This is a genomic window from Terribacillus aidingensis (assembly GCF_040703035.1).
Taxonomy (GTDB): domain Bacteria; phylum Bacillota; class Bacilli; order Bacillales; family Amphibacillaceae; genus Terribacillus.
The window spans coordinates 2028259-2046003 of record NZ_CP159996.1 but is presented as its reverse complement, the minus strand read 5'-3'; the positions used below and the strand labels follow the sequence as shown (position 1 = coordinate 2046003).

23 protein-coding genes, 1 pseudogene and 1 other annotated feature are annotated in these 17745 nt (G+C 46.1%); of the genes and pseudogenes, 22 read left to right on the top strand and 2 right to left on the bottom strand.

Annotation, left to right across the window (positions count from 1 at the left end; translation table 11 throughout):
* Positions 1-35 precede the first annotated feature (35 nt).
* The 15 genes and pseudogenes from minC to safA all read left to right on the top strand — a co-directional run bounded on the left by minC (position 36) and on the right by safA (position 11946).
* Positions 36-722 carry a septum site-determining protein MinC gene (gene minC / locus ABXS78_RS10870; protein WP_095222404.1) on the top strand — a complete coding sequence of 229 codons (687 nt, stop codon included), beginning with the start codon at positions 36-38 and terminating at the stop codon, positions 720-722.
* A complete protein-coding gene (gene minD, locus ABXS78_RS10865) occupies positions 715-1512 on the top strand; it encodes a septum site-determining protein MinD (RefSeq protein ID WP_095222405.1) in 798 nt (265 codons plus the stop codon). The genes minC and minD overlap by 8 nt, the downstream gene beginning before the upstream one ends.
* Positions 1513-1589: 77 nt before the next feature.
* Entirely contained in the window at positions 1590-2195 is a 606-nt protein-coding gene (locus tag ABXS78_RS10860; protein WP_366247243.1) for a trimeric intracellular cation channel family protein, read from the top strand.
* 156 nt (positions 2196-2351) lie between these two features.
* Positions 2352-3100 (top strand): annotated as a pseudogene (locus ABXS78_RS10855) (methyltransferase domain-containing protein).
* Between the two features lie 99 nt (positions 3101-3199).
* Complete coding sequence (locus ABXS78_RS10850) at positions 3200-3964, top strand: M23 family metallopeptidase (RefSeq protein ID WP_366247242.1); 765 nt, start codon at positions 3200-3202, stop codon at positions 3962-3964.
* The gene (locus ABXS78_RS10845; protein ID WP_366247241.1) at positions 3951-4805 is read left to right on the top strand and encodes a M50 family metallopeptidase; all 855 of its coding nucleotides are present in this window, start codon (positions 3951-3953) and stop codon (positions 4803-4805) included. Before ABXS78_RS10850 ends, ABXS78_RS10845 begins: the two co-directional genes overlap by 14 nt.
* 8 nt (positions 4806-4813) lie before the next feature.
* Positions 4814-6226, top strand: coding sequence for a ribonuclease E/G (locus ABXS78_RS10840; RefSeq protein WP_366247240.1), 1413 nt, complete (start codon positions 4814-4816; stop codon positions 6224-6226).
* Between the two features lie 36 nt (positions 6227-6262).
* Positions 6263-6332: a sequence feature (ribosomal protein L21 leader region), on the top strand.
* 13 nt (positions 6333-6345) lie between these two features.
* The gene (gene rplU, locus ABXS78_RS10835; RefSeq protein ID WP_038561656.1) at positions 6346-6654 is read left to right on the top strand and encodes a 50S ribosomal protein L21; all 309 of its coding nucleotides are present in this window, start codon (positions 6346-6348) and stop codon (positions 6652-6654) included.
* 8 nt (positions 6655-6662) lie between these two features.
* On the top strand, positions 6663-6992 hold the full coding sequence (locus ABXS78_RS10830; protein ID WP_095222411.1) for a ribosomal-processing cysteine protease Prp: 330 nt from the start codon (positions 6663-6665) through the stop codon (positions 6990-6992).
* Between the two features lie 14 nt (positions 6993-7006).
* On the top strand, positions 7007-7297 hold the full coding sequence (gene rpmA / locus ABXS78_RS10825) for a 50S ribosomal protein L27 (RefSeq protein ID WP_038561650.1): 291 nt from the start codon (positions 7007-7009) through the stop codon (positions 7295-7297).
* Between the two features lie 129 nt (positions 7298-7426).
* Positions 7427-7960 (top strand): Spo0B domain-containing protein, encoded by a 534-nt coding sequence (locus tag ABXS78_RS10820; protein WP_176465681.1) that lies wholly within the window; start codon positions 7427-7429, stop codon positions 7958-7960.
* A 9-nt stretch (positions 7961-7969) separates the two neighbouring features.
* Positions 7970-9250, top strand: a complete 1281-nt coding sequence (gene obgE / locus ABXS78_RS10815; RefSeq protein WP_366247239.1) for a GTPase ObgE — start codon at positions 7970-7972, stop codon at positions 9248-9250.
* Between the two features lie 27 nt (positions 9251-9277).
* Positions 9278-9727: an ACT domain-containing protein gene (locus ABXS78_RS10810; protein WP_038561641.1), complete on the top strand. Its 450-nt coding sequence runs from the start codon at positions 9278-9280 to the stop codon at positions 9725-9727.
* Positions 9728-9745: 18 nt separating this feature from the next.
* Entirely contained in the window at positions 9746-10609 is an 864-nt protein-coding gene (gene pheA / locus ABXS78_RS10805; protein ID WP_366247238.1) for a prephenate dehydratase, read from the top strand.
* A gap of 89 nt (positions 10610-10698) precedes the next feature.
* Positions 10699-11946: a SafA/ExsA family spore coat assembly protein gene (gene safA / locus ABXS78_RS10800; RefSeq protein WP_366247237.1), complete on the top strand. Its 1248-nt coding sequence runs from the start codon at positions 10699-10701 to the stop codon at positions 11944-11946.
* 39 nt (positions 11947-11985) lie between these two features.
* On the opposite strand, the gene ABXS78_RS10795 is transcribed toward safA, so the two are convergent.
* The gene (locus tag ABXS78_RS10795; protein ID WP_038561634.1) at positions 11986-12195 is read right to left on the bottom strand and encodes a hypothetical protein; all 210 of its coding nucleotides are present in this window, start codon (positions 12193-12195) and stop codon (positions 11986-11988) included.
* A gap of 160 nt (positions 12196-12355) precedes the next feature.
* Between ABXS78_RS10795 and ABXS78_RS10790 the strand changes: the two genes are divergently transcribed.
* The 7 genes from ABXS78_RS10790 (at position 12356) to yajC (ending at position 17284) form a co-directional block, all read left to right on the top strand.
* Entirely contained in the window at positions 12356-12841 is a 486-nt protein-coding gene (locus tag ABXS78_RS10790; protein WP_366247236.1) for a BofC C-terminal domain-containing protein, read from the top strand.
* A 120-nt stretch (positions 12842-12961) separates the two neighbouring features.
* Positions 12962-13576: a Holliday junction branch migration protein RuvA gene (gene ruvA / locus ABXS78_RS10785; protein WP_095222418.1), complete on the top strand. Its 615-nt coding sequence runs from the start codon at positions 12962-12964 to the stop codon at positions 13574-13576.
* Positions 13577-13588: 12 nt separating this feature from the next.
* On the top strand, positions 13589-14590 hold the full coding sequence (ruvB, locus tag ABXS78_RS10780) for a Holliday junction branch migration DNA helicase RuvB (protein WP_366247235.1): 1002 nt from the start codon (positions 13589-13591) through the stop codon (positions 14588-14590).
* Positions 14587-14787, top strand: a complete 201-nt coding sequence (locus ABXS78_RS10775) for a DUF2905 domain-containing protein (protein ID WP_095218196.1) — start codon at positions 14587-14589, stop codon at positions 14785-14787. Before ruvB ends, ABXS78_RS10775 begins: the two co-directional genes overlap by 4 nt.
* A gap of 22 nt (positions 14788-14809) precedes the next feature.
* Positions 14810-15838, top strand: coding sequence for a tRNA preQ1(34) S-adenosylmethionine ribosyltransferase-isomerase QueA (gene queA, locus ABXS78_RS10770; protein ID WP_366247234.1), 1029 nt, complete (start codon positions 14810-14812; stop codon positions 15836-15838).
* A gap of 29 nt (positions 15839-15867) precedes the next feature.
* Entirely contained in the window at positions 15868-17004 is a 1137-nt protein-coding gene (gene tgt, locus ABXS78_RS10765) for a tRNA guanosine(34) transglycosylase Tgt (RefSeq protein ID WP_093727743.1), read from the top strand.
* Positions 17005-17020: 16 nt separating this feature from the next.
* Complete coding sequence (gene yajC / locus ABXS78_RS10760; RefSeq protein ID WP_038561613.1) at positions 17021-17284, top strand: preprotein translocase subunit YajC; 264 nt, start codon at positions 17021-17023, stop codon at positions 17282-17284.
* Positions 17285-17318: 34 nt separating this feature from the next.
* On the opposite strand, the gene ABXS78_RS10755 is transcribed toward yajC, so the two are convergent.
* Positions 17319-17690: a TIGR04086 family membrane protein gene (locus ABXS78_RS10755; protein WP_366247233.1), complete on the bottom strand. Its 372-nt coding sequence runs from the start codon at positions 17688-17690 to the stop codon at positions 17319-17321.
* Positions 17691-17745: the final 55 nt, after the last annotated feature.

Sequence of the window (17745 nt, the reverse complement as noted above, 5' to 3'; positions counted from 1 at the left end):
AGAAGAAAATCAGACGAGGAACGGAGGTGACCATCTTGATTGGAAACAAACAGATTATCACGATAAAAGGTACCCGGGAAGGGTTGTCCTTGCATATGGATGATGCCTGCTCTTTCGAGGAATTGCTGAAGGAATTGGAAGAGAAGCTTGCTGCTAATCGTATTGATTCGGCTGATCACCTTGTTGGTGTACATATTCAATTAGGTAACAGGTATTTGTACAAGGAGCAGGAGGAAACCCTCCGTAAGATGATTACGAGTAAACAGCGATTAAAAATAGAATCCATCCATTCTGATGTCATTACGAAACAAGCGGCGACTGAGTGGAAGGAAGAAGCGGAAGTGAAGGCTGTCAGCCGCGTCGTCCGTTCTGGTCAGGTTCTGGAAGTAAAGGGTGACTTACTGCTGCTTGGTGATGTGAATCCCGGAGGCTGTGTGACAGCTACCGGAAATATTTTCGTCATGGGGAATCTGCTCGGGATAGCGCATGCGGGCAAGGAAGGCAACGCTGATGCTGTCATCGCTGCTTCCTATATGAATCCGACTCAGCTTCGGATAGCGGATTATATCAGCCGCGCGCCCGATCATGAGACAGATGGTGTTTATATGGAATGCGGACATATCGATGATGAACAGGAAAAGATTATCATTGACCGTTTGCAGGCAGTAATCCGCAAACGTCCGGGCATCAGCAGTTTCGAGAGGAGAATGTTAAATGGGTGAAGCAATCGTTATTACATCCGGTAAGGGAGGAGTAGGAAAGACGACTACTTCTGCCAATCTGGGAACAGCGCTTGCACTGATGGAGAAAAAAGTATGTTTGATTGATACGGATATCGGTCTGCGGAATCTTGATGTTGTGATGGGCCTTGAAAATAGAATCATCTATGACATCATCGATGTAATTGTCGGCAGATGTGCGCTGAAACAGGCGTTGATCAAAGACAAGCGTTTCGATCATCTTTACTTACTGCCAGCTGCCCAAACAAGCGATAAAACGGACTTGACACCCGATGGGATGGAAAAAATCGTAGCCGAGCTGAAGCCGGAATTCGATTACATCATCATTGATTGTCCGGCCGGTATCGAACAGGGCTATAAAAATGCTGTAGCAGGAGCGGATAAAGCGATTGTCGTCACCACACCGGAAAAACCGAGTGTACGTGATGCGGACCGCATTATCGGCTTGCTGGAGCAGGAGGATATCGAACCTCCTAAATTGATCGTCAACCGGATCCGTAACCATATGGTGCAAGAAGGCGACATGCTGGAAGTGGATGAAATTGTCCAAGTACTGTCGATCGACTTGCTCGGTATTGTTGCAGACGATGAAGAGGTTATCAAAGCTGCCAATCACGGGGAGCCGGTTGCTTTTCAACCGAATACGAAAGCGAGTATTGCTTATCGCAATATCGCACGACGCATTCTAGGTGAGTCAGTGCCGCTTATGAGCTTTGAGAGTGAAAAAGGCATGTTCAGCCGGTTGAAAAAACTTTTTTCCAAAAGTAAATGAACTTATGGTAAACTCGTAGCTCTGGTAAGAGTTACGAGTTTTTTTTATTTCCATTACAAACAAGGGGAATGTACAATATGACATGGGATATTTTCAGTATTATCGGTACTGCTGCTTTCGCAATAAGTGGTGCCCTCGTCGCCATGGACGAGAAGTATGATGTGTTCGGCGTTTATATATTAGGTTTTGTGACTGCATTTGGCGGAGGAGCGATTCGTAATTTATTAATCGGATTGCCAGTCTCTTATTTATGGTCCCAAACGACTTTATTTTATATTTCACTTATTTCCATTACCATCATTTTGATTTTCCCAAAGCTGATGAGCTATTCATGGAAAAAGGCAGGTTTGTATGCTGATGCAATAGGTTTGGCGGCATTTGCCATACAAGGAGCGCTGCATGCTGCTAGTCTTGATCATAGTCTGCTTGCCATAATGGTTGCTGCATTCCTGACGGGAAGCGGAGGCGGCATACTTCGAGATGTACTGGCCGGCAGGAAGCCATATGTGTTCAAAGCGGAAATCTACGGAACTTGGGCTGCGTTGGCGGGACTTGTCATTGGGCTTGGAGCTTCTGATCATCCCATTTTGCTTTATGCTTTGTTTGCAGCCATCATTTTCCTGCGTATTTTTTCCTTCCATCGGAAATGGCAGCTGCCTGTTCCGAAAATGCATTATCAATGAAGATCAGCAAATTGCTGGTCTTTTTTTGTTATAATTAGGAAAAAGGAGGATGACTATGAACAAGGAGTATCATCCATAACTTAAAGGGGCAGCTACAATATACGCTCTCCTCCCTGATTTACTTGAACGCTAGCCCACAAGTAAAGGAGGAGAACGATGGAGTTATTTAATTTGTTATTGGAAGACAGCGTCAAAGCCTTCACAGGATGGGATTTTTCTTATGTCGAGGATACAGGCCGAGTTCAATATGAACTTTTGCCATGGTCCTATGGCAGTAAAGCACGGAAATATCTTTACGGTGCCGGGAGTGCACTTGATATGGGAACCGGCGGGGGAGAGTTTCTGTCTAAGCTGCTGCCGCTTCCGGAGTACACCGTGGCGACAGAGAGCTATCCGCCGAATGTACCAATCGCCAGAAACAGACTTTCACCATTAGGAGTAGATGTCGTCCAAATAAAGGAAGATGACCAATTGCCATTCTTGGATGAATCATTTGAGGTTATACTGAACAAACATGAATCTTACGATGTAAGCGAAGTATGGAGAGTGCTGAAACAAAACGCCATTTTCCTTACGCAACAAGTAGGAGGTACTGATTGTAAAGAACTCAATCAACTCCTGGGAGCGCCGCTCAACCCGGATTTCGAAAATTGGAGTCTGCAGACAGCTGTCGAGGAACTGGAAGATCAGTTTACCATACTAGAGTCGGCAGAAGCATTTCCGTCCATGCGTTTTTATGACATAGGAGCAGTCATCTACTATTTGAAGGCTATTCCTTGGCAAGTGCGCAATTCACAGTGGATGCTTATCGAGATGCTTTGTTCGAGATGCATCTTTTTATAGAGAAAAATGGTTATTTAAACGTTCGGCAGCATCGTTTCCTTTTAGCTGCTAGACCGAAGTAATGTATCGCCTCCCTTATTGGGAGGCTTTTTTCTCTTGTTTTAATAACTCGTCCTCTTTCTTCATAGACTTGTACAAAGAAGGGGAGAGGGGTTCTTATTATGGGCAAGAATCTGCATTCGGTACGGAAAGGAATTGCTGAACGTAAACGTCTGAAAGGGGAACAAATTCAGAAAGGCATGGCAAATACAGTTAGATCATTTCCAGTGGATGAAGAAGAATCTCATGGGTTCCCGCCGCATCCAAAATATGATCCGCCGAATTCGCAGGATAATTCGAAATTTGCTTCTCGATTCATGTTGCGGCTGATCGTATCTGCCAGTCTGTTCTTTGGTACGGCCATCTACCTGCAAGCTGACCATCCGATTATCGAAAAAACAAAGGCAACAGTACTGACAGCATTGACGGAAGAGTTTCCTTTCGCTACTGTGAATAGCTGGTATCAGGAAAGATTCGGCGATCCAGTGGCACTAAGCCCTGGTGGTGATAGTACTGATACTGTAGAAGCACAGGCGATGCCGGTGAATGGAACCGTCGTGCAGCCATTTGAAGAATCAAAAGAGGGTATTCTAATCGAATCATCGCAGCAATCCGATGTGGTAGCAGTTGACGAAGGGATCGTCATTTTCGCAGGGAATGATCAAGATACAGGTAAGACCATCATTCTCCAGCATGCAGATAAAAGCAAAAGTATCTACGGCCATTTGCATGCTATTGAGGTGAATCAATACCAGAGAATCGGGGCCAATGAAAAGATAGGTGAATTTGTACCGAATGCAGAAAATGCCCAGTCTGTCTATTTTGCCTTGCAGCAGGGGAATAAGTATTTGAATCCGATCCAGGAGGCAGAAGTTGACGCGCCATAATTGGCTGCCGCCGATTCACTTACATCCGGTATTCTGGGGTTTCCTGCTGCTTGCTGTATTGACCGGGATGCTTATGGAAGTACTTATTCTATTCATCATAGTACTGCTGCATGAAATGGGACATTATTTGGCGGCACGTCATTTTCGCTGGCGTATCCGCCGTATCATGCTATGGGTTTTCGGCGGTGTGATGGAAACCGACGAACAAGGAAATCGAAGGGCTCTGGAAGAAGCAATCGTGATTCTTTCAGGACCAGCTGTCCACCTAATTCTGTATGCGGCGCTATACAGCCTTTCTGCTATATCTATACCGCAATCCGTACTGGAGACAGCTTATATGTATAATACGACCATTCTTCTTTTTAACCTGCTGCCTATTTGGCCGCTTGATGGCGGTAAACTGATTGGATTATTACTGTCCTTGCAAATGCCCTACCGGAAGGCTCATACCACTCTTATCCTTGTCAGCTGGATGATCGGTACAGCTGTTCTTCTGTATGTGTGCATGGCCATGCCATTTACATTGAGTACAGTCAGCCTTCTCTGTTTTCTATTGTGGGAAAATCGGCTAGAATGGAAACGACGCTATTATGTCTTTCTGCGTTTCCTGCTGCAGCGTGCTACATACGGGACGAATGCTGGGATCAGCACGCCGATTTTTGCTACATCGGAAACAGCTCTCCTGGATGTACTGTCACAATACAGGAGAAACAGGCGGCATATAATTGTAGTGAAGGGGAAAAATGCATTATTGGACGAACAGCAATGCAGTGATATGTACTTCAAGCGGAAGCAGGCACATTGTACAGTGGCGGATATTCTGCAACAAAACAGACAGTGAGGAAAGCAATGCTATCATTATATATGTTTTTCAAAGGAACAGAAAAAGCAGCTTTAACAGTGCAGCGCGGCCAAGTGCAGGAAGTGTTCTTGGATCGGCCGGGTATGGGCTCGAAAGTTGGAAGCATTTATAAAGGAATTATACGGCATGTGGATCACGGCCTGCAGGCGGCCTTCGTCGATTATGGTGAAGACCGGCAAGGATTTTTGCAGCGTGAGGAAGTTCCAGCATGCAAACAAGATCAATCGCTCCGTATCGAGCAGGTAATACAGGAGGGACAGGCTCTTTACGTTCAAGTACAAAAAGACGCCTATGGTACAAAAGGGGCGAAGCTTTCCGCTATTATCACTATTCCGGGGACCGGCCTCGTTTATTTGCCGGATGGGAACTACGTAGCTGTATCTAAGAAATTGTCGGAAGAGAGAGCAGCTAAATGGAAAGCACAGATGACGGATCTCCTGACACCAGGAGAAGGTGTCATTGTACGTACAGAAGCAGATAGATTATCAGAAGAAGTTTTATTAGAAGAACTGGAGCGTCTTCGAGATAAGTGGCGTGCTTTTTCAACACAGAAAGCTAATCCGCCTGCGGTTATTTACCGAGATGCTCTTATTCCGGATCAGCTGCTCCGTCGCTTTCCACCAGGAACTTTAGGTGAGGTCGTGGTAGATGATGGGTTCGAAGCGAGACAGCTTCGCCAGCAGTATCCAGAGCTTAGCGAGAAGATCAGGTGGGAACGAGAGGCAGAAACACTCCTGCCTCAGCCACTGTCTGTACTTTGGGACCGTCTGGTTTCGCCGATTACGAGTATTGACAGAGGCATCACCTTGCATATCGATCAAACAGAAGCAATGACGGTCATTGATGTAAACAGTGGCGGCTACACAGGTCATTCGGATAAGAACCAGACAGCTGTCATGGTCAATCAGCTGGCGGCAAAGGCAATTGCCCGGGAAATTCAATTGCGCAATCTGTCAGGGATCATACTGATAGATTTTGTATCCATGAAACGGCCGGATCAACAGCGCGCTGTTTTGCAAACTTTTCGGCAAGCACTCCAGCAGGATACACAGCGGACGGAAGTCTATGGATTTACGAAGCTCGGCCTTTTGGAAATGTCGCGGAAACGAGAACGGCCGTCCTTAATGGAACAGCTGCAAGCTCCGATCCTCAGAAGTTTATCCTTTGAGACGAAATGTTTTCAGCTTGAACGGGAAATCATTAGTCTGTCAGCAGACAAGACATATCTTCTCTCAGGCAGAAAGGAACAGATCAATCATTTTCTTAAGCTGACAGGCAGCAATCCTGCCTATGAAGCCGTATTTGTGAATTTCCAGGATACAAATGAACTCAAACTTACGGAGACAGATATGGAAACTGTAAGAAGAGATGGGTTAGATAGTCTTGACAATCTTTTTTGAAGTATGATAACATCAGTATGTTACACGAGGTTAGCACCCGTGCTACAACCGCGCAGATCAGGTTTCAAGCTTACGAGCGCCTGTGATGGCGAGTCTGAGTTTAAGAGGAGGTGCGTTACATGTACGCAATTATTGAAACTGGTGGAAAACAAGTTAAAGTAACAGAAGGACAAACTATCTACGTTGAGAAATTGGACGGAGAGAACGGTGCGGAAGTTACTTTTGACAAAGTATTGGTAGTTGGTGGCGACGATGTTAAAATCGGTGCTCCATTCGTTGAAGGTGCGACGGTTACTGCAACTGTTGAGAAGCAAGGCCGCGCTAAAAAGATCAACGTGATCAAGTTTAAAGCGAAGAAAAACTACAAACGCAAACAAGGCCATCGTCAACCTTACACTAAATTGACAATCGGCAAAATCAACGCGTAAGGCGAACCATGATAACTGTTACAATAAACCGTGTCGATGAAGATATTCACAGCTTTGAGCTTAGCGGACATGCGGAGAGCGGCCCTTATGGCTATGATCTTGTGTGTGCAGCTGTTTCGGCAGTAAGCTTTGGAGCAGTGAACAGCCTTTTCGTTCTCGGTGAGTTTGAGCCAGAGGTAGAGCAGGGCGGCGACGGTGGGTATCTACATGTAGTACTTCCCGATCAATTGTCTGAGGAGCAGCTTGATAAAGCGTCTCTTCTGCTGGAAGGCATGCTCGTCTCGCTCCAAACGATTGAACAGGACTATGGCAAGCATATAAGAATCATCGAACAATAAGGAGGTGCACCACTATGCTACGTTTAGATTTGCAGTTTTTCGCATCCAAAAAGGGTGTTGGTAGCTCCAAAAACGGACGTGACTCTGAATCCAAACGCCTAGGCGCAAAACGCGCTGATGGTCAGTTTGTAACTGGCGGATCCATTCTTTACCGTCAACGCGGTACGAAAATCTACCCAGGAACAAACGTTGGAAAAGGAGGAGACGACACATTGTTCTCTAAGATCGATGGTGTTGTTAAATTCGAACGCTATGGCCGTAACCGTAAAAAGGTCAGCGTATATCCGGTAGCTCAAGAAGCTTAATGTTTGAAGAGAGACTCTAGCCTTCGGGTTAGAGTCTTTTTTTCTAATCCACATCTATTGCACCACATATTGTTGAGTATGAAAAAGGAGTTGCCCTCTCCACTTCTTTTTCGTAAAGGAGGAATACGGTTGGAATATCATGAAGTGATGACGCTGTTAGGATTTACACGCCATGAATGGATGAATCGGCTCCAACTCCTACATAGCTATTCTAAATTAGGTAAGGATGAAAAGGTACAGGAAAAAATCGAGGAAGCCATTCACTTGGCAGATGAGGAGCGAAAGCTCTCCAATCTGAACATTCCAGAGACTTTTGTCTGGATTCTCTCTTTCAACTGGACCTACTCTCAGTTTCGGATTAAATTCCAAGTGGACGAGCCTATACCGAAGATTTGGGAATATGACAAGAGGATTCGAGAAAACTTAGAAACAGTAGTGGATGCATTAAGTGAAAGTGCACAAGAGATGGAATTGTATGAAGGCTTGCTCCATGTAAAGACGCGGCAGGAAGAGCCGGTCATAGAAATGTCATTTGTCGGAACGTTTACTGGCTGGGATAATTTACAATTGATCGGCCAGAAGGAATGTGTCCGGGAAGTGAAAATCGAATCATTGCCAGAGAAGAAATCACGCTGTACCATCGTACTGGCGTGCAATATATGAGGTGAAACCATGTTTGTAGATCAGGTCAAAGTATTTGTAAAAGCAGGCGATGGCGGTAACGGTTTAGTTGCTTACCGCAGAGAGAAATATGTTCCGCTTGGAGGTCCAGCAGGCGGAGACGGAGGAAATGGCGGAGATGTCATTTTCAAGGTTGACGAAGGTTTGAACACATTAATGGATTTCCGTTATCAGCGCCATTTCAAAGCAAAACGCGGTGAAAATGGTATGAGTAAAGGGCAGCACGGAAAAAATTCAGAGCCGCTCATCTTGCCAGTACCACCAGGTACGCTTGTTCGTGACGAAGATACGGGAGAAGTAATTGCGGATTTGACGAAACATGAACAAGAAGCAGTTATAGCGAAAGGCGGCCGCGGCGGTCGTGGAAATTCACGGTTTGCTACACCGCGTAACCCTGCTCCTGACTTTGCCGAAAATGGTGAACCAGGTGTGGAGCGAAATCTGCAGATTGAGCTGAAGTTGATCGCGGATGTCGGTCTAGTCGGCTTCCCGAGTGTAGGTAAATCCACATTCATATCTGTCGTTAGTGCAGCAAAACCGAAAATTGCGGATTATCATTTTACGACGCTTGCTCCTAACCTGGGCGTTGTGGAAACGCAAGACCAGCGCAGCTTCGTACTTGCTGACTTGCCAGGATTGATCGAAGGAGCACATGAAGGGATTGGACTGGGACATCAGTTTCTGCGCCATGTAGAGCGTACTCGTGTTATTGTCCACGTAATCGACATGGCTTCGACTGAAGGTCGCGATCCGTACGATGACTATGTGACGATAAATGAGGAACTCAAGAAATATAATGAGGACCTGACAACTCGACCGCAAATCATCATCGCAAACAAGATGGATATTCCGGAAGCAGAAGAAAACCTGGTCGTTTTCAAAGAGAAGGTACCAGCAGATATTGACGTATTCCCGATTTCAGCGATTACACGAGATGGTCTTCAGGATGTGCTGTACGCAATTGCAGACAAACTGGATCAGATTCCGAAAACCGAAAAGCCAGTCGAGGAACAGACAGAGCGTGTTGTGTATCGTTTCGAGGAATCCGAGAAACCATTCGAAATCACTCGCGATCCGGATGGAGCATTCGTCTTGTATGGAGAAACGATCGAGAAGCTGTTCAAGATGACGGACTTCAATCGAGATGAAGCTGCAAGACGTTTTTCTAGACAGATGCGCGCGATGGGCGTAGATGAAGCATTACGCAAGCGAGGAGCCAAAGACGGCGATATAATCCGTCTATTGGAACTTGAGTTTGAATTTATAGATTGATTCTGTGTGAGCCAAGGTGGGGATAGCATGGCAGAGAAGGAAGAACAATTTTACCTCGTACGCAGTGATGTACTGCCGGAATCGATGAAAAAAACATTACAGGCAAAGGAACTGCTGGAGCGAAAAAAAGTTGCTTCTGTTTTCGATGCAGTGCAGCAGGTTGACCTTTCCCGCAGTGTGTTTTATAAATATCGGGATGCGGTATTCCCGTTCCGCGCCATGGTGAAGCAGCGGATGATTACCCTATTCTTCCACTTAGAGGATCGGACTGGTACGCTGTCTGAGCTATTGGCTATCGTAGCTAGATCAGGTGGAAACATCCTGACAATTCACCAGACGATACCTCTGCAAGGAAGAGCCAACGTAACCATATCATTGAATACGGCTGGCATGCATACCGATATCCAGTCGCTGCTGGATGAACTGAGAGCTTTAGCATATGTAGATAAAGTAGAGATTTTGAGTTCGGAAGCTTAGGCAAGGGAGCAGAGGAATATGAAGATCAGTTATCTAGGACCAAAGGGAACATTCACGAAAATGGCAGTAGATGCGTTATTCCCTGGTGAAGAAGCATATAGCTATGCGACGATTCCGCAATGTATGGATGCTGTCACAAACGGGGAAATGGATTATTGTGTCGTTCCAGTCGAGAATACGATTGAAGGTACGGTGCCAATAACGATGGATTATCTGATCCATCAAGCAAAACTGCCGATTGTCGGAGAGATTGTCATTCCGATAAGACAGCATTTACTGACAAAGGATGTCATGGAGTTAAGTGAAATTGAAGCGGTATACTCCCATAGTCATGCGATTGCACAATGTCATCAGTTTTTGCATACGAAGCTCCCGCTAGCAGTTACCCATGCTACTTCCTCCACTGGTACAGCGGCTGAGATGGTTGCTGGAATGGAGGAGGCTGCCGCTGCTATCGGCAATGAACTGGCTGCGAAAGAATTCGGTCTGACGATTTTACAAGAAGATATCCATGACTATGCAAATAATCACACACGCTTCTTTATCTTGGCAGACCCTGCAGCGAAGGTTCCTGAAACAATCGTTTCAGGAAGTAACAGAAAAACGTCTTTGTACGTAACGCTTCCTAGTGACTACGCAGGTGCACTGCATCAAGTATTGGCAGCATTTGCTTGGCGGAAGATCAATATGTCGAAGATTGAATCCAGACCGATGAAAACTGGACTGGGAAATTACTTTTTCATCATGGATGTTACATGTGAAGCGGAGGATATACTCTTTAAAGGCGTCCAGCAGGAACTTACAGCATTGGGCTGCAGTCTGACGGTACTTGGAAGCTACCCGATTCATCAATATGAGAAAAAAGCCGGAGCGAATTTTTAGCGTGCCGGCTTTTTCTATTTCAACCTTTTTGAATTTGATGCATAAGATGGTGAAGTAGTGCGTGAGTTCATGAAAGGGGAGTTTCAGTTTTGAAGATTCATATTGTACAGAAAGGCGATACCATGTGGAGTATCGCAAGAAAATACGGTGTTAGCTTTGATGAATTACGAGAATTGAATGGGCATATCCGTGAGCCGGAGCTTGCGGTGCCAGGAATGAAACTCAAAATACCGTCTACAGCAAAAGCAGTAGCTACGGAAGCGGTCTTGCGCTCTGAAGCTGAAGGAGGTACTCCTCCTGTAAACGCAGGACAACAAACACCAGCTCCAACGTTCCATAATACACCGCCTATCCAAGAGGATGACATGTCTGCTACTCCATATCCTATTATGCCGCAGATGCCGCAAATCTCTATGCCGGGTCAAGGTGGAGGTTCCATTCCTAATCTGCCGCAGCAGCAAGCGTACATGGGGGCTCTTCCTACTCAACCGATTACACAAATGCAGCCAGGTCAGCAGATGCAGGGCTTTCCATCTTATCAACCCCATCAAGGTGCCTGGCAGCAGCCACAGCACGGTAGCTGGCTGATACAGCAGCCAGGATACGGTGGTACGCCGATGCATGGAGGGTGGAATATGCAAGGAGGCCAGCAGATGCAAGGAGACTGGAATATGCAAGGAGGCCAGCCAGGCCAGCAAATGCAGGGTGATTGGGGAATGCAAGGAGGCCAGTCAGGTCAGCAAATGCAGGGTGATTGGGGAATGCAAGGAGGCCAGTCAGGTCAGCAGATGCAGGGTGACTGGGGAATGCAAGGAGGTCAGCCGGGTCAGCAGATGCAGGGTGACTGGGGAATGCAAGGAGGCCAGCCGGATCAGCAGATGCAGGGTGACTGGGGAATGCAAGGAGGCCAGTCAGGCCAGCAAATGCAGGGCGACTGGGGAATGCAAGGAGGTCAGCCGGGCCAGCAAATGCAGGGTGACTGGGGAATGCAAGGAGGTCAGTCAGGCCAGCAAATGCAGGGTGACTGGAATATGCAAGGAGGTCAGTCAGGTCAGTCAGGTCAGCAGATGCAGGGTGACTGGGGAATGCAAGGAGGCCAGCCAGGCCAGCAGATGGGAGTACCTTATAACCCACAAAACCAAGCAGCACCTTATTCCTATCCACCAGCGACGATGCGCTCTTGTTGCGGTCCGGATATTCCTTTTCCGGCAGCACCGGAATTTACGCAACAACAGCCGGAATACAGAGATCCGTACGGTGTGCAGCAGCCGCTCGCCGATTTCTATGAGCCTACACCTGCCCAAGATTTGCCGGGAGATGAACAAGAAAATAAGTAAAATAAAAAAAGCCCCTTTTTCCGTTGAAGGGGCTTTCATTTATAATATACCATGTTCCTCGAAAATGCGGTGCATATCCTGGCGATACTTATCTTCCATAGCAAGTACTTCTGCTTTGGACAGACCTGCGTGCTGAATGTGATTTCTAAGTATCAAGGTCGCTTTTTCTTCTGAGAAAACGCTCGCCATGTTTGCTTCGCTTTTCGCTTCCACGTAGTGGAGGTACTTTTGCTGCGTAGTGTTTCTCACTTTTATCCCGCCTTTGTTTAACTTTCTAATCCTTTACCACATATAATCGAAAAGAAAACCAAAAAAGTGTCGGTCAAATCATTTTTTTTCAAAAAAACGGATAAAGAAGCGCTGACAGGAAAAAATGAAGGCAAAAGCAACGGAATAGGGGTGGAAGATCATGAGGAGATTCTTAGTCTTTTGTTTGCTTTTCCTTTTATTCGTTCCGAGTATAACAGCGCAAGCTGCGGATCCAGTAGAAGTAAAGGTCGTACTGCAGCGTCAATATATAGATGGCAAGCAGACAGAGGTAACCCATCAAGAGAAAATCTATGCAATGGAAGATTTCTGGTCAACCTATCATGATTGGCAGCTTGTTTCCCAGAAAGAAGGTTTGGTTGTATTTAAGCAAGAAGTAATGGATATCTCTCCTTCATTAAAGAAGAATGGATATTTCGGTATTTACAAAGGGAAACTGACGATATTCGAAGGCAGACCGATTGACCAGCAGGCAATCCAATCGTTTTATCAGATAAATAAGGGCAAGCTGGAAAGCCATCAAGCGGAAGAACTTGAAGATGGGATCAAGATTCAATCCAGAGAAGTCTATGAAGATGTACTGGAAGCATTCCGTTCCAAAAACGATATAGCACCGATGCCAAGTTGAAAGGGTCGTCCCTCAAGAGAGGGAGGTCCTTTTCTTGTTTTTCGCCATTAACCTTATACGAACATACGCTTGTGTGGTAAAATAGAAGCTAGTTATTGATTCAGGTAGGAGAGAAACAGCATGATAGCGTATGTAAAAGGAAATATTACTGGAATTACAGACGAAGCGGTGCTTGTAGAGGCACACGGTGTAGGTTATGAGATCATCTGCCCGAATCCTTTCCAATTCCAAATGGAAGAAGGCAAGGAGGCGCTTGTCCATACATATCATTATGTACGGGAGGATGCCCAGACTTTGTTCGGGTTTAAAAATACAGAGGACAAGTTTTTGTTTCAAAAACTGCTAGGGGTATCTGGTATCGGACCTAAAAATGCCCTTCAGATTTTAGCAGGGGTCAATGTCGAGGAATTTGTTGCAGCAATCGAACGGGAAGATGATAAGTTCCTGACTAGCTTCCAGGGTGTCGGTAAGAAGACCGCACGTCAGATGGTGCTCGATTTGAAGGGTAAGCTTGTATATATGGTATCGCTTACTGCAATCGAAGCATCTGCAGGGACAGAAAGCAATACATCTAAGAAACGCCTTGCATTAGCTGATGCAGAAGACGCAATGCGGGCTCTTGGATACCAGGAGCGGGAGATCAAAGCTGTATTGCCGCAGCTGAAAAAAGAAGACAGCGACAGTGCGGATCACTTGATCAAGAAAGGCTTGGCTTTGTTAAGTCAAAAGAAATAAAGGAGTGCGAAGATGGAAGATCGCATGATAACGAACGAATTGAAACAGGAAGACGAAGTGATCGAGCTCAGTCTGCGCCCGTCCACCTTAAAGCAATACATCGGCCAGCATAAAGCAAAGGAAAATCTGGCAATCTTCATAGAGGCAGCTAAGATGCGGGATGAGCCGCTTGACCATGTATTGCTCTATGGACCACCAGGTCTGGGGAAAACAACGATGGCGTCGATCATTGCCAATGAAATGGGCGTGTCTTTCCGGGCAACAAGCGGACCGGCAATTGAAAAAGCGGGTGACCTGGCAGCGATTCTTAGCTCACTTGAAGCAGGCGATGTGCTGTTCATAGATGAAATCCATCGTTTGCCAAGAGCGGTCGAGGAGATACTCTATCCTGCTATGGAAGATTTCTTTTTGGACATTGTGATCGGAACCGGACCGAGTGCTAGAAGCGTGCGTCTCGATTTGCCGCCATTCACATTGGTTGGCGCGACGACGAGAGCTGGATTATTATCTGCACCATTAAGAGATCGTTTTGGTGTACTGAGTCGCCTTGAATTCTATAATACAGAAGATTTGGCGAGCATTGTCGAGCGGACAGCGGTAATTTTCGATGTCGAGATTGAACCTTCTGCTGCCAACGAGGTAGCATTGCGTTCAAGGGGAACACCCAGGATTGCCAATCGGCTCTTGAAACGGGTGCGCGATATATCCCAGGTCAAAGGGGAAGACTATATCACGCAGGAGACGACCCATGCAGCGCTTAATCAGCTGCAGGTAGATGAAAAAGGCCTTGATCATATCGATCATAAGCTGCTGACGACTATCATGGATCAATTCCGCGGAGGCCCTGTCGGACTAGATACGATCAGTGCAACAATCGGGGAAGAATCCCAGACGATTGAGGATGTATATGAACCGTATTTGCTGCAAATTGGATTTATCCAGCGAACACCGCGCGGACGGGTTGTAACTCCGCTTGCCTATGTCCATTTCAACCGGGAGGTGCCAGGGGCTTGACCGGCATTGGAAAAATCTTTATTCTTATAGGCGTTGTGTGTATTATAATCGGCATTATCATGTCGTTTATTGGCAGACTGCCAGGAGATATCGTTTTTAAGAAAGGGAACACGACAGTCTACTTTCCGATCGTAACATCGATTGTAGTAAGTATCGTACTGTCGCTCATCTTGTTCCTATTCAACAAATTTCGCTGATACAGACTAGGAGTTAACAGGTATGGATATACAGGATTACGATTTTCATTTACCAGAAGAACTAATCGCCCAGACGCCGCTTCAGGATCGGACAGCGTCGAGGCTGCTTGTGTTAAATAAGGAAGAGAAGACAATGGAACACCGTCACTTCGCTGACATCGGTGACTATTTAAAGGCAGGAGACTGTCTTGTACTGAATGATACACGTGTGCTTCCGGCACGATTGTATGGTATCAAGAAGGACACACAGGCAAAAGTAGAGATTCTCTTACTGAAGCAGATAGAAGGTGACAGCTGGGAGGTGCTGGTCAAACCGGCCAAGAAAGTCAAAGTCGGCACAGAGCTTAGCTTTGGTGACGGAAAACTAACAGCAGTATGTAAGGAATTGCTGGAGCATGGTGGCCGTATTGTAGAATTCCATTATGACGGCATTTTCTATGAAGTCCTTGAGCAGCTTGGTGAAATGCCTTTACCGCCTTATATCAAGGAACAGCTGCCTGATCAGGAGCGCTATCAGACTGTTTATGCCAAAGAACAAGGATCAGCTGCAGCACCGACAGCAGGCCTGCACTTTACGAAGGAGCTGCTTGCGAATCTCCAGGAAAAAGGTGTGGAAATCGCGTTCATCACACTTCATGTTGGGTTGGGAACTTTCCGCCCTGTTAGTGTGGAATCGATTGAGGAGCATGAAATGCATGCTGAATTCTATCAAATGTCACAGGAAACAGCAGATCAGCTTACACGGATCCGTGCAAACGGCGGACGGATCATCTCAGTCGGGACTACATCCACTCGTACTTTGGAAACAATCACACGTGATCATGATGGAAAATTCGTGGCAGCAAGCGGCTGGACGGATATTTTCATTTATCCTGGCTTCACATATCGAGCTATTGACGGCTTGATCACTAATTTCCATTTGCCGAAATCCACATTGATCATGCTTGTCAGTGCATTTGCAGGTCGGGATTTCATCCTCGATGCGTACCGGACTGCTGTAGAAGAACGCTATCGTTTCTTCAGCTTTGGCGATGCAATGCTGCTCGTATAGATTGATAATAGAAAGGGAACTACTATAATATGGCAATTCGTTATGAATTCATTAAACAAGATAAGCAGACAGGCGCTAGGCTCGGTATCGTACATACACCCCACGGGAGCTTTGAAACGCCAACATTCATGCCAGTAGGAACATTGGCAACGGTAAAGACAATGAGTCCGGAGGAATTAACCGAACTTAACGCGAATATTATTCTATCAAACACCTATCACCTTTGGCTCCGTCCGGGACATGAGATTATCCGAGAAGCAGGCGGATTGCATAAATTCATGAACTGGGATGGTGCTATTCTGACAGATTCTGGCGGCTTCCAGGTATTCAGTCTGAGTGATCTTCGAGATATTCAGGAAGAAGGCGTTCATTTCCGTAATCATATCAGCGGAGAGAAGCTATTCCTTTCCCCTGAAAAAGCAATGGAGATCCAGAATGCGCTTGGCAGTGATATTATGATGGCATTCGATGAATGTCCGCCGTATCCAGCGACATATGATTATATGAAGGCATCTGTAGAGCGGACAAGCCGTTGGGCAGAGCGCTGCTTAACTGCGCATGCTCGACCGGATGTGCAAGGACTATTTGGAATTGTACAGGGCGGTGAGTTTGAAGACCTTCGTAAACAGAGTGCGCAAGATCTTGTCAGTATGGACTTCCCAGGCTATGCTGTCGGCGGTCTGTCTGTCGGCGAACCGAAGGACGTCATGAACCGTGTGCTTGAATTTACCACTCCGTGGCTGCCACAGGATAAACCGCGTTACTTGATGGGTGTTGGTTCACCAGATTCCTTGATAGACGGTGCGATCCGCGGTATCGATATGTTTGATTGTGTGCTTCCGACTCGTATTGCACGTAATGGAACATGTATGACATCCAATGGCCGTCTTGTTGTCCGTAATGCGCAATATGCTCGTGATTTCGGTCCGATTGATGAGAATTGTGATTGTAAGGTATGTAAGAATTATTCACGCGCTTACATTCGCCATCTTATCAAATGTAACGAAACATTCGGATTTAGGCTTACTACTTACCATAACTTGCATTTTCTGATAGAATTGATGAGGAAAGTCAGAGAGGCGATCAAAGAGGATCGACTTGGCGATTTTCGAGATGAATTCTTCGAAAGCTATGGTTTCAACAAGCCGAACGCGAAGAATTTCTAGAAAGGGGGAGCAGTGAATGAATATTCAAAGTTTAATACTGATCGTATTAATGTTTGTCATCTTCTACTTCCTGTTGATTCGTCCGCAGCAGAAGCGTCAGAAACAGGTTAGAGAAATGCAGTCTAGCTTGAAAAAAGGAGACAGCATCGTTACCATCGGTGGTTTACATGGTAAGGTGCATGCTATAGACGAGGCATCTGTAGTCCTGACTACGGATGACGGCAGTAAATTGACGTTCGATCGTAATGCGATCCGTGACGTTAAACCTTCAGAAGTGTAAAAGACAAAGACAGGAGATTTCTCTCCTGTCTTTTTTATGTGCTCGTTTTAATGTTGACTCCGATCATACCACCGACCAGGGCGGCTGCTAGAAACCCGCCATGTGTCAGCAGCTGTGTTCCAGAAAAACCTACCTGATAGCCTAGATACTGATAGAGAAGGATGAAAAGGGAAAAGCCGAGTGCGGTCATGCCGCCAAGCATCCAGCCCTTATCTTCGCCTTTCACCCCTGCGATGAAACCACCGATGAATAAACTGAGTACTCCAGCTCCGAGGGTAGTCCAGTCAAGCATTCCTTCCCCCATTTCCGTGAAGCGAAGCAATAATGCTAGTGTGAAACTTATGAATAGCAGCAGTGCAAAGACGGTTATCCAGCCATACAATATCGCTTGTACATTCTTTTTCACAAAGATCCCTCCAGCATGTCTATATGGCTACTGTATGCTCGTCCAACCAAATTAA

Coding starts and splice junctions, on each gene's coding strand:
- minD (WP_095222405.1), top strand. CDS start 715: ATGGGTGAAGCAATCGTTATTACATCCGGTAAGGGAGGAGTAGGAAAG.
- ABXS78_RS10860 (WP_366247243.1), top strand. CDS start 1,590: ATGACATGGGATATTTTCAGTATTATCGGTACTGCTGCTTTCGCAATA.
- ABXS78_RS10850 (WP_366247242.1), top strand. CDS start 3,200: ATGGGCAAGAATCTGCATTCGGTACGGAAAGGAATTGCTGAACGTAAA.
- ABXS78_RS10840 (WP_366247240.1), top strand. CDS start 4,814: ATGCTATCATTATATATGTTTTTCAAAGGAACAGAAAAAGCAGCTTTA.
- rplU (WP_038561656.1), top strand. CDS start 6,346: ATGTACGCAATTATTGAAACTGGTGGAAAACAAGTTAAAGTAACAGAA.
- ABXS78_RS10830 (WP_095222411.1), top strand. CDS start 6,663: ATGATAACTGTTACAATAAACCGTGTCGATGAAGATATTCACAGCTTT.
- rpmA (WP_038561650.1), top strand. CDS start 7,007: ATGCTACGTTTAGATTTGCAGTTTTTCGCATCCAAAAAGGGTGTTGGT.
- obgE (WP_366247239.1), top strand. CDS start 7,970: ATGTTTGTAGATCAGGTCAAAGTATTTGTAAAAGCAGGCGATGGCGGT.
- ABXS78_RS10810 (WP_038561641.1), top strand. CDS start 9,278: ATGGCAGAGAAGGAAGAACAATTTTACCTCGTACGCAGTGATGTACTG.
- pheA (WP_366247238.1), top strand. CDS start 9,746: ATGAAGATCAGTTATCTAGGACCAAAGGGAACATTCACGAAAATGGCA.
- ABXS78_RS10790 (WP_366247236.1), top strand. CDS start 12,356: ATGAGGAGATTCTTAGTCTTTTGTTTGCTTTTCCTTTTATTCGTTCCG.
- ruvA (WP_095222418.1), top strand. CDS start 12,962: ATGATAGCGTATGTAAAAGGAAATATTACTGGAATTACAGACGAAGCG.
- ruvB (WP_366247235.1), top strand. CDS start 13,589: ATGGAAGATCGCATGATAACGAACGAATTGAAACAGGAAGACGAAGTG.
- queA (WP_366247234.1), top strand. CDS start 14,810: ATGGATATACAGGATTACGATTTTCATTTACCAGAAGAACTAATCGCC.
- tgt (WP_093727743.1), top strand. CDS start 15,868: ATGGCAATTCGTTATGAATTCATTAAACAAGATAAGCAGACAGGCGCT.
- yajC (WP_038561613.1), top strand. CDS start 17,021: ATGAATATTCAAAGTTTAATACTGATCGTATTAATGTTTGTCATCTTC.